This is a genomic window from Chamaesiphon polymorphus CCALA 037 (genome assembly GCF_003003845.1).
Taxonomy (GTDB): Bacteria; Cyanobacteriota; Cyanobacteriia; order Cyanobacteriales; family Chamaesiphonaceae; genus Chamaesiphon; species Chamaesiphon polymorphus.
In genome coordinates this window covers 1-13409 of record NZ_PVWO01000114.1, presented here as the reverse complement: position 1 = coordinate 13409, position 13409 = coordinate 1, and the positions used below count along the sequence as shown (strand labels likewise).

Annotated in this window: 12 protein-coding genes; 6 read left to right on the top strand and 6 right to left on the bottom strand. The window is 45.3% G+C overall.

The window, feature by feature from the left end:
* Window positions 1-37: 37 nt before the first annotated feature.
* Window positions 38-1792 carry a pyruvate kinase gene (gene pyk / locus C7B77_RS11160; RefSeq protein WP_106304208.1) on the bottom strand — a complete coding sequence of 585 codons (1755 nt, stop codon included), beginning with the start codon at window positions 1790-1792 and terminating at the stop codon, window positions 38-40.
* Between the two features lie 431 nt (window positions 1793-2223).
* On the opposite strand from pyk, the gene C7B77_RS11155 reads away from it, so the two are divergent.
* From C7B77_RS11155 to C7B77_RS11145, 3 genes are all read left to right on the top strand, one after another.
* Window positions 2224-4314, top strand: a complete 2091-nt coding sequence (locus tag C7B77_RS11155; protein ID WP_106304205.1) for a response regulator — start codon at window positions 2224-2226, stop codon at window positions 4312-4314.
* Window positions 4315-4424: 110 nt separating this feature from the next.
* Window positions 4425-4847 carry an acyl-CoA thioesterase gene (locus tag C7B77_RS11150; RefSeq protein WP_106304201.1) on the top strand — a complete coding sequence of 141 codons (423 nt, stop codon included), beginning with the start codon at window positions 4425-4427 and terminating at the stop codon, window positions 4845-4847.
* A gap of 188 nt (window positions 4848-5035) precedes the next feature.
* Window positions 5036-5401 carry a hypothetical protein gene (locus tag C7B77_RS11145; protein ID WP_106304198.1) on the top strand — a complete coding sequence of 122 codons (366 nt, stop codon included), beginning with the start codon at window positions 5036-5038 and terminating at the stop codon, window positions 5399-5401.
* Between the two features lie 4 nt (window positions 5402-5405).
* On the opposite strand, the gene C7B77_RS11140 is transcribed toward C7B77_RS11145, so the two are convergent.
* Window positions 5406-5951, bottom strand: coding sequence for a protein-tyrosine phosphatase family protein (locus tag C7B77_RS11140; protein ID WP_106304195.1), 546 nt, complete (start codon window positions 5949-5951; stop codon window positions 5406-5408).
* Window positions 5952-6075: 124 nt separating this feature from the next.
* Between C7B77_RS11140 and mnmG the strand changes: the two genes are divergently transcribed.
* Together mnmG and C7B77_RS11130 are read left to right on the top strand one after the other, a co-directional pair.
* The gene (gene mnmG, locus C7B77_RS11135; protein ID WP_106304192.1) at window positions 6076-7983 is read left to right on the top strand and encodes a tRNA uridine-5-carboxymethylaminomethyl(34) synthesis enzyme MnmG; all 1908 of its coding nucleotides are present in this window, start codon (window positions 6076-6078) and stop codon (window positions 7981-7983) included.
* A 125-nt stretch (window positions 7984-8108) separates the two neighbouring features.
* Window positions 8109-8786, top strand: a complete 678-nt coding sequence (locus C7B77_RS11130) for a Uma2 family endonuclease (RefSeq protein WP_106304189.1) — start codon at window positions 8109-8111, stop codon at window positions 8784-8786.
* 20 nt (window positions 8787-8806) lie between these two features.
* Here C7B77_RS11130 and C7B77_RS11125 read toward each other — a convergent pair whose 3' ends face one another.
* From C7B77_RS11125 to C7B77_RS11105, 4 genes are all read right to left on the bottom strand, one after another.
* Entirely contained in the window at window positions 8807-9142 is a 336-nt protein-coding gene (locus C7B77_RS11125) for a DUF5615 family PIN-like protein (protein WP_106304186.1), read from the bottom strand.
* Complete coding sequence (locus tag C7B77_RS11120; protein ID WP_106304211.1) at window positions 9139-9372, bottom strand: DUF433 domain-containing protein; 234 nt, start codon at window positions 9370-9372, stop codon at window positions 9139-9141. The genes C7B77_RS11125 and C7B77_RS11120 overlap by 4 nt, the downstream gene beginning before the upstream one ends.
* 168 nt (window positions 9373-9540) lie before the next feature.
* Complete coding sequence (locus C7B77_RS11115; RefSeq protein WP_106304183.1) at window positions 9541-10536, bottom strand: cysteine hydrolase family protein; 996 nt, start codon at window positions 10534-10536, stop codon at window positions 9541-9543.
* A gap of 230 nt (window positions 10537-10766) precedes the next feature.
* Window positions 10767-12023 carry an ABC transporter ATP-binding protein gene (locus tag C7B77_RS11105; RefSeq protein WP_106304176.1) on the bottom strand — a complete coding sequence of 419 codons (1257 nt, stop codon included), beginning with the start codon at window positions 12021-12023 and terminating at the stop codon, window positions 10767-10769.
* A 368-nt stretch (window positions 12024-12391) separates the two neighbouring features.
* On the opposite strand from C7B77_RS11105, the gene C7B77_RS11100 reads away from it, so the two are divergent.
* Window positions 12392-13345, top strand: a complete 954-nt coding sequence (locus C7B77_RS11100) for a DUF1517 domain-containing protein (protein ID WP_106304173.1) — start codon at window positions 12392-12394, stop codon at window positions 13343-13345.
* Window positions 13346-13409: the final 64 nt, after the last annotated feature.

Below are 13409 nucleotides of genomic sequence, written 5' to 3'. Positions count from 1 at the left end.
GGGAGAGAGTTTGAGCATGAAGGCAAACATGCACGTTTTAATTAAAGCTAATTGCGCCAGAATAAATCGATCCGCGTTGGACATCTAATGTCACCACTTTGCCGCCGTGAATGCTGCTGGTGGCATCTTTGACACCCACGATGACTGGAATATCCAATCGCAATCCTAAGACGGCTGCATGACAGGTTAAACCCTCATCTTCGACGACGATCGCGCTGGCTTTGCGGATGGCATCTAGATACTCAGCATTGGTAGTTTTGGCAATCAAGATATCGCCTTTATTAAAGTGAGCGACATCTCTAGGCGTGCGCGCAATGTGTGCGACGCCAGTTACCAAACCATGTCCGATCCCGATCCCTTGTCCTAAGATCGCCGTGACGACTTCGACTTTGACTAAATCTGTCGAACCCGCGACGCCTTGAGTACCGGAGGTAATCACGACCAAATCGCCTTCGTGGATCAGGTTGCTCGTCCGCGCCATGTTGATGGCAGCTTGAAAGTTGTCATTTACGTTGGCTAAATCGAGCAGGAGCATGGGTTGAACTCCCCAAACGAGCTGGAGCCTACGCGCAACATCTACATGGGGTGTCACGGCCAAAATTGGCTTGGATGGACGGAATTTGGAAACGCTGCGAGCGGTGGCTCCAGTTTTAGTAAAGGGGATGATGGCAGCGGCTCCGAGTTGTTCGGCGATATTGCCTACGGCTTCGCTGATGGCATTGGGAATCGATCGCTTATTATCTTCCCAGCGTTTGGAGAGTTTTTCTTTCTCGGTTTCGAGGGCGATTCTGGCCATCGTTTGCACGGCTTCGATCGGATAAATGCCGACGGCGGTTTCGTTTGAGAGCATCACTGCATCGGTACCGTCTAAAATCGCATTGGCGACGTCCGAGATTTCCGCGCGAGTTCCGCGCGGATTGTTAACCATACTATCGAGCATTTGGGTAGCCGTAATAATCGGTATCCCCAGTCGGTTGGCGGTGGCAATTAGTTGTTTCTGGATTCTGGGGACTTGTTCTGCGGGTAGTTCTACGCCTAAGTCGCCCCGTGCTACCATGACACCATCGCAGAGCGAGAGGATCGCTTCCATTTGCTCGATCGCTTCGTGCTTCTCGATTTTGGCAATAACTGGGACTTCTTTGCCTGCATTGGCAATTAATTCTTTAATTTCATGGATATCGGCGGGATTGCGGACGAAGCTGAGGGCTAACCAGTCTACACCCTGATCGAGTCCGAACATCAAATCCTGACGGTCTTTATCGGTTAAAGCTTTGATCGACAGGTAGACGCCAGGAAAGTTGACACCTTTATTGTTGGATAAAGTGCCGCCGACGACTACTTTACAGTGCAATTCGCTCGTATCTCGATCGACAGCGGTAACTACCATTTCGACCTTACCATCATCGAGCAAAATCGTTGACCCGACAGGGACTTCTTCGGCCAGAGTATCGTAAGTTACGGCACTAATCGTCTGGGTACCCGGGATGATTTTACTCGTGAGTGTGAAGGGATCCCCATTTTTTAGGACGATCGAACCATCGGCAAATTTGCCCAAGCGAATTTTTGGCCCCTGTAAATCTTGTAAGATACCAACGGGCTGATTGAGTTCAAAAGATATTTGCCTAATCAGGCGAATATTGGCTAGATGGTCGTCATGAGTCCCATGAGAAAAATTGAGTCGCAGAGTCGTGGCTCCCGCTTGAATCAATTGTTTCAGGACTTCAGGGCGACTAGTTGCCGGGCCGATGGTAGCAACAATCTTAGTTCGGCGGAGGGAATCTCGCAATTGCATGAAGTTACAGTCAAAGGATCGAAGGATCGGATACTACTAGGGCGATCGTGTTGGCAAAGCGTCAGCTATGCCCTCAGATACCACCGCTGAGGATGGTGACTGACCTCAATTGTGGATTCAGATCTAACTTCGATCGGCCATAGATAACAGTGGATGGTACCACACAACCGTTGTCAGTTTCCGGCGATCGGGCCATAAGTTAAGAAATATTTCGATATCGTGGAGATGATATAAGTAATACGTTGGTTCCGATGAGATTTTTGGGATAAATAAGTAAATAAACAGTACGCCTTTTTCCTACCCCCGATTTAGAACTGAATGCTATTGAGATCGGCAGCTCAACGCGTCTAATACATTTTCGTCGCGCTTGGCATCCTGGCTAAAACAAACCCTAACTATTCACTCTCAACAGTCAACCGATCTAACATCCCATGACAATCGGACAAACACCTCATTCCCCACCGCTAATTCTGATTGTCGATGATGACGATTTAGTGCGATCGTTGCTATGTGAGAAAGTCCGCAAAGATGGCTATCAGGTAAGGACTGCTCAAAATGGCGAAGAAGCACTCGTCATTTATCAAGAAATCCAGCCAGACTTGGTACTCATGGATGGAGTGATGCCAGAGATGGACGGATTTGAATGTTGCGAGCAGCTTCAGAAGTTACCAGGAGGAGAACTGACACCAGTATTGATGATTACGGGATTGGATGATAAAGCCTCACTCGATCGAGCTTATGCTGTTGGTGCTGCTGACTATATTACCAAACCGATTCACTGGGCGGTATTACGCCAAAGAGTCAAGCGGGTACTGCATCAATCTCACTTGTATCGAGAACTAGAAGCATCCAATTTAGCCCTACGTCAAAAATCGGAAGAACTCCAGCATCAAAACGATCTCCTCGAACAGTCCAGAAAAGTAGCTGAATCGGCAAACAAAGCCAAAAGTGCTTTTTTAGCAGCCATGAGTCACGAAATCCGCACGCCAATGAATGGGGTGATTGGGATGACGGGGTTGCTGCTCGATACCGAACTTACCCCTCAACAACATGAATTTGTCAGTACGATTCGCCATAGTGGCGATGCTTTGCTGACGCTGATTAATGATATTCTCGATTTCTCCAAAATTGAGTCGGGTAAATTAGAACTAGATTATCAACCATTTAATATTCGCGATTGTATCGAAGAAACTCTCGATCTCCTCGCACCCAAAGCTGCTGAGAAAAATCTCGAACTGGCATATCTGATTTATAAAAATACACCTAATTGCCTATATGGTGATGTTACCCGCATTCGGCAAATCTTAGTTAATTTAGTCGGTAATGGCTTGAAATTTACTAATTCTGGTGAAGTCATCGTGGGGGTAACGGCAAGAAAAATTGCTACTAATGATACCGATTCAGTTATTGCTGCTGATGATACGTATGAGGTGAGATTTGTTGTCAAAGATACCGGAATTGGCATCCCTCAAGATAAGATCGATCGCTTATTTAAAGCCTTTAGTCAAGTTGATTCTTCTACTACCCGCAACTATGGAGGGACGGGTTTGGGACTGATTATTAGTAGAAGATTGACAGAGTTGATGCATGGCAAAATGTGGGTCGAAAGTAATAGTGATGGCGGATCTAATTTCTTTTTTACAATTATTGCCAAAGCCGCGCCACCTCCAACTTCATTCGCTCGCAAAGAGCAATCTCAGCCAGCACACTTGCAAGGTAAACGGCTATTAATTGTCGAAGATAATGCTACTCATCGCAAAATATTAGCTTTGCAAGCTCAATCTTGGGGAATGCACGCTCATGCCACCGAATCGGGGGCAGAAGCTTTAAGATTACTCAATTTGCGCGGACATTTCGATCTGGCAATTTTGGACATGCAGATGCCCGAAATGGATGGTCTCAGCCTCGCTCAAAAAATTCGCGAGTTTTCAGAATATCAGCAGCTACCATTAGTCATGCTCAGTTCTCTAAATATCAATCGATCGGAAATCGAAGCAGCTAACGTTAAATTTGCGGCAACTTTAAATAAACCGCTCGGACATTTTCAACTGCAAGATGTTTTGGCTCAGATCTTGGGTGAAACTGAAAGTAAATCGCTCGTGAAGCCGCAAACTTCAAATTACGATCGCTATCAAGCCACATTCCCGTTAAGAATTTTGCTAGCCGAAGACAATCTCGTCAACCAAAAAGTGGCCATGCACATGTTAAAGCGGATTGGTTATCAAGCCGATATCGCGATGAATGGTGTAGAAGTCCTAGAACTATTACGCGATCGAGCTTATGATGTTGTGTTGATGGATTTACAGATGCCTAAAATGGATGGCATGGAGGCTACCCGTCGGATTTTAACCGAATTCCCCGAACATCGTTGTCCGACTATTATTGCCATGACAGCAAGCGCGCTCGAAGGCGATAAACAAGAATGTCTAGCTGCTGGGATGCACGATTATGTCACTAAGCCTGTCAAACTCGAACAATTAGCTCAGGCTCTCAATCAGTGTCAGCCGTTGTTGTTGGTTTAGGGAATAGTGAATAGTGAATAGTGAATAGTGAATAGTGAATAGAAGTAGGGTGGGCAGTGCCCACCATCTATATTTAATGCACTTTCTATCGATATTTTTAGCTGTTTATTATGTCTTTTTGTTTTGATTATACAGTTCAGTTTCGAGATACCGATGCGGCGGGTGTTGTTTACTTTGCCAATATTATTTCGATTTGTCATGTTGGTTATGAAGCTTCGCTAATTGAATCGGGAATCGAGTTAAAAACATTTGTCGGTAATTCTGAGTTCGCCGTGCCGATTACTCATGTATCGGCTGATTTTTTAAGACCTTTGTATTGTGGCGATCGCGTAAAAGTTGAACTGACGCCACACGCGATCGATAGTTGTAAATTTGAGATAAAACATCAGATCTTATCTACAGATCCGCAAGTAGCAGATCGATCTTTAGTATTGGCTACTGCGACAACCAAACATGTAGTCATCGATCCTCAGACTAGAAAACGTCGAGATTTTCCAGAATCGATCGTGCGGTGGCTGGCACAGTGGAGCTAAGATCGGAATCGGCGGCAAGCCGCTCTAGATGTGGATGAGCTATTAGACACGATCGACAGAGGCGATGGGAACAGAAAGAGCTAATTCTCAACTATCAATTATCAATTATCAATTATTGAAATTTCCGGAATTTAGGCGATCGAAGTGTAGATATCCATATCCACTTTGAATGCATCTTCTCACACTAAATGTTAAATATTAATAAATTTATCTTCTATTTTATTCTGTTCCCACTAGCTGAGGTTGTCGCCTATGCTACAGTCGCTGGGGCAGAAACTTTGAAAACCAAAAACTTTGAAATCAAGATTACCAGGCAGTGTGCCGAAGGTAACGTCATTTGCAATCGCGTCACCTATATTGGTAAAGATTCAAAAACGGGCAAATCGATTCGTTTGACTGGAAAAACTGTAAATAATCCTAAAAGCTATACTTTTCTAGGTTATGAGTTTAGCAACGGTAAATATCGATATTTTGTAAACACTAGCAACGTATTACAAGTTTATAAAGGTAGGCAACTAATTCTTGAGGAACAAGGTGTATCGATCGATAACTAAATAATTAGCTAGAGCTATTATTGAAGTTGCGACAATTATCTAGTAGTAAATATAATTTCGTCAAAACTCGCCAGGGATTTCGCCCTTTAAAGGGTGCGGCTATTACAGCTTCATAAGGATTTTTACCAGTTTTTTTGACAGACTCGATCGCGGATTGACGATCGAATCCACGTCCAGCGATGAGCCAAGCTGCGAGAATATGTCCGGTACGTCCGACTCCGCCAGAGCAATGAATGACAACTCGCTCTTGGTGTCGATCGGCAGTAGCTAAAAATGGTAAAATTCGAGCGGACAGCACTTCTGATTCTACTAAGCAAAAATCCTCAATTGGTGCCCAGCAGATGGCATTCTCTCCCCAAATCTGTCGATAAGTATCGAGTAAATTTGAATACCGATTTAGATGCGATTTTGGCAATAAGCAGCAGACTCTTTGAATATTTTGCATCTGCATAAACTCGATCCACTCATTGACTCGATCGTCCGTGTATCCAGGTCGAGCAGAACCAAAGACAATTCGCTCTTCTGTTGAAGCAGCCGCAAATTTATACATAATATATTTATAGTCGATCGAGATCGATTCTCTGTCGATCGGCAGAATATAATAGAGAATAGACCAGATCGCACCTAGAGCTTCAGGGCGGAAAGTTGAAATTTAGGCTCCTCCCCCATTAATTATGAATCCCGACGTTAAATTCCAAGATGCCTTTGATGTTGTCGTTGTCGGTGCCGGACATGCAGGCTGTGAAGCCGCACTAGCCACCGCACGCTTGGGCTGTCGCACCCTCTTACTCACCCTCAATCTAGATAAAATCGGCTGGCAACCCTGCAACCCAGCCGTCGGCGGCCCTGCAAAGTCCCAGCTCACCCACGAAATCGACGCGCTGGGCGGTGAAATTGGTAAAATGGCCGATCGTACCTATTTACAGAAACGGGTCTTGAATGACTCGAAAGGGCCTGCTGTGTGGGCATTACGTGCGCAGACAGACAAGCGCGAATATGCAGCGGTGATGAAGAATATCGTCGAGAATCAGGACAATCTCACCATTCGGGAAGGAATGGTGACGGATTTGGTGTTGGATGCGAACAATCGCGTTATTGGCGTCGAGACTTATTTTGGCGTGGCGTTTGAGTGCCAAGCGGTCATTCTGACTACCGGAACGTTTCTCGGTGGCACGATTTGGGTAGGGAATAAATCGATGTCTGCTGGACGTGCGGGTGAATTTGCCGCGACGGGATTGACAGAAACCCTACATAGACTGGGTTTTGAAACTGGGCGACTGAAAACTGGTACGCCTGCGCGCGTGGATAAGCGATCGGTAGACTACTCTAAAATGGAACCACAACCAGGTGACGATCGCGTGCGCTGGTTTAGTTTCGATCCTGAAGTGTGGGTAGAAAAGGAACAAATTCCCTGTCATCTGACGCGGACGACGCCCGAAACACATCGTCTGATTCGCGAAAATCTCCATCTATCGCCCGTATATGGCGGCTGGGTAGATGCTAAGGGGCCGAGATATTGTCCGAGTATTGAGGATAAAATCGTCCGGTTTGCTGACAAGGAAAGCCACCAGATTTTTATCGAGCCGGAAGGACGCGAGATTCCCGAATTGTATATTCAGGGCTTTTCGACTGGCTTACCCGAACAGCTCCAAGTCCAAATGTTGCGGACGCTGCCAGGAATGGAAGAGTGCGTGATGCTGCGTCCGGCTTATGCGGTCGAGTATGACTATCTACCAGCGACTCAATGTTATCCCACCCTGATGACTAAGAAAATCGAGGGGCTATTTTGTGCGGGACAGGTAAATGGCACCACTGGTTATGAAGAAGCCGCCGGACAAGGATTTGTCGCGGGGGTAAATGCGGCGCGATTTGTCAAACATCAGGAGATGATTGTCTTCGAGCGCGAACAAAGTTATTTGGGCACTTTAATCGACGATTTGTGTACCAAAGATCTGCGCGAACCATATCGAATGCTGACCAGTCGATCGGAATATCGGCTATTATTGCGATCGGATAATGCCGACAAAAGATTGACGCCATTAGGTCGAGAAATTGGCTTAATTGACGACAGACGCTGGGAGTTATTTACTAGCAAGCAAGCACAAATTGTCGCGGAGAAAGAGCGGTTAGAAAAAACTAGAATTAAAGAACTCGACCCCACAGGGCAAGCGATTACTGCTGCAACTGGAGAAATTATCAAGGGTTCGATAACTCTGGCCGAACTATTGCGTCGTCCGGGATTGCATTACCCACATTTAATTAAGTTTGACTTGGGTAATAACAACCTGAATATTGCCGAACAAGAAGGGGCGGAAATTGAAATTAAATATGCTGGTTACTTGAGTCGCCAACAACATCAAATCGACCAAGTAAGTAAGCAATCTAATCGCAAATTACCGAGCAATATCGATTATCATGCGATCGAAACTCTATCCAAAGAATCGCGCGAGAAGTTAGCACAAGTTCAACCCGCTACTATCGGACAAGCCACCCGCATCGGTGGTGTCAATCCTGCCGATATCAATGCACTATTGATTTGGCTGGAAGTCCGCAACAGAAATACAATTCCTCAGGTTGTATAAACATTAGAAAACAAAAGATCCCCTAGAATACGAAAGATCCCCGACTTCTCAAAGAAGTCGGGGATCTAGTCAACCTCTAGTCATAACATACCCATAGTCGATCGCATCATCAGAGGTTATAGCTTGTGAATACCCCCGTTATCGTCGATCCTTCAGCTAAAATTAGTTCTTGGCGTCGTGCCACTTGGACTGAATATTTAGAGCGTGTCGAAAACCTTGGCGAAAGCGAACGCGTTTTCTTTAATCTAGATACAATTTGGATCGATATGGGCAACGAAGGCATCAACCACTCACGCTTTAACGAATTATTTTCTCTGCTGTTGTTTGTCTGGTTTTCTCGACAATCTGATGTGAAATTCGATCTGTTGGGTGGTTGTGTAATGGAGAAACCTCAGACTCAGAGTGCTGCACCCGACAAAGTGTTATATGTGGGTGGTAATTCGCCAAGATGGAAATCAGGGGAACCGCGCCGCGTGAATTTAGATTTGTGGCGGGTACCAGATTTAGTAGCAGAAATTGCTGATACTACTTTAGCGATCGATTTAGATGAAAAGAAACAATTATATTTGGCTTTAGGTATTCCTGAATACTGGGTAATCGACGTCAAAGGTAAGCAAGTTTTCGCGTTTAAATTAGTCGATCGCAAGTACGAACAGTGTACCGAATCAGTAGCATTAACCGGACTGCCAATCGAATTATTAGAGCAAACTTTAGAACGGATGGATAATGAAAATGGCAATGCTGCTTTATGGTTTGCAGCTCAAATTCAAAATCTATCGATTCGATCGATCGATGAAGTTTAGTTTATCAATCCTCGCTCCTCTCACTCACCGATCTCAACCACCATTTCCCCTTGCTGAAGTTGAGATATTGCACTGGGAAGAGTTGAGGTGAGTAATTGTCTAAGATTTCGATTAGTTACATTTCCGCAGGTAAGCCAGAGAATTTGGGGCGGCGATCCCAATCTACAAACCAAGTCAACAAAATCACTGTCTTTTGTCAAAATAACTAGGTTAGGCTGTTTTGCAGCTTCAAAGATTTCAATGTCTTTTGCATCCCGCAATCCTAAGTCCTTAAGAGCTATTGCTGTAACTTCAAAGGTTTCGACGATCCATCCGGCTAAAGTTGGTGGTAGCTGTGCATCGATCCAAATTATCATGCGCTCAAGCGGGGAAATTCTGTCCGACGGGCGGCAAATAACAGACAGGCTCGAATATCTTCCGGTTCTAAATCGGGGAAGTCTGTCAAGATTTCCTCAGCAGATACATTTTCAGCCATCATTTCCAAAATGTCGCTGACGCGAATTCGCATTCCCCGAATACAAGGCCGTCCGCCACATTGTCCAGGTGTCTGAGTGATTCTTGTTAGTTGTTGGATGGGTGAAGATATCACAAGTATTAGTAGTTTTTATGGTTATAGTATATTATAGAGTCGGGACAATTTGTACCAATTCATAAATACTATTGCTGCGACAAGTTGTGGTTACCCGCAGATATACACTAATTACTAATGTTTTTGTAAGTGTTCAAAAGTCATCTTTTAAACACTTTATCCACATTACAAATCGTCTGTCGATCGAATAATATTCATCCCCGCATCTGCAAAACGTTGATATGCAGCTTCAGCGACATCGGTATAATCGACGATGCCAGGAATGACGACGGGAGAGGTACAATCTGCTAATAAATACACTTTTCGTGCTAGTTGTGGATCGATCGTATTAATTTCTGTCAGCAGATCGCTCACCGTCCACACAACACAATGACTCTGAGCTTGTCCGGCAATAATTAACTTATCTGCGGCTAATAAATGCTGAATCAAACTATCGTCTTTAGCAGCAATTGTTTCGCCGAGTTGGTTTGTAAAAACCTCTGGAGCCAAAGCTGAGTAATTTTCGGTTAAAGTGCGATCGCCTTTAATCGAGAACATCGCCTGACTATCTCTAGCAATTCCATGAAAAAAGATCGCCTCTTCGACTGCGGGTACCAGCGCGTGACCGATACCGCCTAACATGGCATGATACGGCCAGATTAGAAGTGGATATTTGCCCCCATCGCTCAACTGCTGCACGTAATGCAATGCGTAGGCTTGGAGCTGCACGGGATCTTCGCCAAATTTAGGATTGACTTGCCATTTACCCGATCTGACATCCTCTGGCGTAATTGTCGTTACTGCTGGCGTAGGATGTTCGCCGTTCTTATCGAGCCAAAAACTCGGATGAAAAATCTGATGGAGATGATGGGTATCCATCGTAGCGATAATTTGGTCGATTTCACCTAAATTGCGATAGATGAACTCGCACAATCGCACGTTATCCTCGATCGCCCCGCGACCGCTTCTACCCCCCACGAATAATTCAAATTCGGGCAAGCAAAAGGTATTCTGGACGTCGATTAGCAACAGCTTGACATTGCTGGAACCTTGAGAAGTTGGCGTAAGTTGATGTTTTTGCGCCCAAGATTTAGCCTCGATCGAGCGTTGTTGATACGGTACGCGCCAGACTTCTCCAACGCTAGCTGGCTGGAAGTGTGATGGAATCGGCAATCGCGTCATATATAGTAATTATATTTTTAACTTTAAATATAATTATAGTAATTATTACCATATATAGCAACCGATCGGGATTTGAGGATTTAAGGATTGACGGGATTAGGCGATCGGTACTATCCACCCATTACCCATTACCCATCTACCATCTACCCTCTACCATCTACCCTCTACCCATTACTCATTACTCATTACTCATTACTCATTACTCATTACCCACCCATCCATCCACCCATCTACCCATTACCCAGAGCCAAACCAGTATCTGGATCGAATAGGTGAATTTTCTCTGTAGTTGGAGACAGCCAGACTTCTTCACCGATTGTAACTACTTTATCGGGTGCAATCCGAACTTGAACTATCAGATCGGCGCGATCGCGATCGAGGATTTTGACAGCAATATAGGTATCGTTACCTAATGCTTCGACTGTTTCGACAATCCCACGAAAATTCTTGGTTGCGGGTAAACCCAAAGTAAAATGTTCGGGACGAATACCCATTAATAAAGATTTACCAGTATAACCGTCGAGCATAGTTTCCCATTCTTCCGATAAAGTCATTCTAAATTGTCGATCGGCGAGTGACAGTGGTAATTTGACTTGTACGGGAATGAGATTCATCGGCGGCGAACCGATAAATTGAGCGACAAAAATATTCGCAGGATGATTGTATATTTCCAGGGGAGTAGCAACTTGTTGAATTTGGCCCTGATTCATGACAGCAATGCGATCGCCCATAGTCATTGCTTCCGTTTGATCGTGGGTGACATAGATCGTCGTCGTACCTAATTGACGTTGCAATTTGACGATTTGAGTGCGAGTTTCCGCCCGTAATTTGGCATCGAGATTGGATAATGGCTCGTCCATTAAAAAGACTTTTGCATCGCGAGCGATCGCTCTTCCCAATGCTACGCGTTGCTTTTGTCCGCCCGAAAGTTGTTTGGGAAAACGATTTAGCAAGCTATCGATTTGAAGCATTTCAGCAACTTGCCGTACTTTCTTGGCAATAATTTTTTCTCGCGCTGAAATATAACGCAAACCACGGGGAAATCCTCTGCTAATTTCGACTAAAAAGTTTTGTGCTTGTGGGGAAAGACCCCGCTCTTTTTTGGCGAGACTTGAGGAGAGGAAAGATTGACTCCGCCGTAGCCCAAAGGCAATATTGTCATACACCCGCATGTGTGGATAAAGCGCGTAGCTCTGGAACACCATCGCGATATCTCGTTCCTTTGGCGGCAAATCGTTTACCAGTGTTTCCCCGATGCGGATATTCCCCGCAGTGAGTGTTTCTAAGCCAGCAATTAGCCGCAACAGAGTACTTTTACCGCAGCCAGATGCACCAACTAACACCATGAATTCGCCATCGTTCACAGTCAAATTTATCCGACGCAGAACGCTTTCTGGAACTGTAGGCTCTGGCGTTCCGGCTTTACCCCGATCTTTGGTGCCAGCAGGATAAGTCTTATGGATATTTTCGAGAATAACTTGTGCCACGGTAGATTGCTGTCAATTACGCGAGAGTCTTTATCTTCCCACACTATAGAAGATATCGCAGCCGTGGTAGAGGCTGTGCTAATGAGTTGAAGATCTTTGCTTTGTGCTACTAGCTCACTCGATAGCATGATGCAAAGTCCACTGCGCAAACTTGACTAATTAGTCTGCATATGTAAATTTTGCACGATTGGCGGGGACTTCTGACCCTACATGACGAGATGGGGTAGCGCATCGGTTATCTCTACATCTTTCAACATTTCTCCCTCCCGATCCCCCGCGTTAAACTTAAAGATATTCGGTAAGTAAAGACTTTCAACTGTCAAAGTCGTTACATTAAAAGAATAAATAAGCTTTTTTTACAGGTAGTTATGATTGACAAACTGCGCGCTCTCCTCAAACCTATGGTGAAGACACTTGTAGCAGTCGGACTAGTCCTAACTCTCGTGTTTGCTCAGACTGGCGATGCTTTCGCCGCACGAAGTGGTGGACGAATTGGTGGCGGATCTTTCCGCTCTCCCAGCCGTGGATATAGTTCTCCTGGTAATAGTTATCCCAGCCGTGGTGGTGGTTATTACCCAGGTGGTGGCTTCTCGCCTTTCTTCTACCTCCCATTCCTCGGTGGCGGCGGTGGTAGCCTCTTATCGCTATTCGTGATGATTGCCGTTGGTGGATTCTTGCTCAATACTTTTCGTCGGGTAGCTGGTGGCGATAACTTTGAAGGTGATGTTTACAATCCCCAAGTCTCGATCGCGCAAATTCAAGTCGGTTTACTGGCAGAAGCTCGTAACGTCCAGTCTAAGTTAGACCAATTGGCAGAGACTGTCAATGCGGATACGGCTAGCGGCAGAATGTACCTGCTGCAAGAAACCAGCCTCGAACTGCTCCGTCACCCTGAGTACTGGACTTATGGTAAGACTGGCGTTCAACAAGCTAAACTCGATCGAGCAGAAGCCGTCTTCAATCAATTGTCGCTCAACGAACGCGGTAAGTTTACGACTGAAACTCTCAGTAATGTAAACAATCAGCTCCGTCAGGCTCAAACCAATGCTGCACTCAATTCCACTGGTGAATTAGTCACAGTCGAGCAAGAGCAAGAACGCGCTGAATACATTATCGTTACGTTGTTAGTTGCTGCTACTCGTCCGCTCCAACTGCCTAAAATTAATGGACAAGACGATTTGCGTCAAGCTCTCCAAACTCTTGGTAGTCTCGATGGCAGTGCCATCGTTGCTGTCGAAGCCATCTGGACGCCTCAAGCCAATGGCGATGCACTGACTACTGATGATATCCTCGCTCACTATCCCGATCTCAAACTAGTTTAATCATTCTGTAGCTCGAACAGCCTCTCCAAGTGGGCTACTGCTTAATGTAAGTAGAAACTAGCTG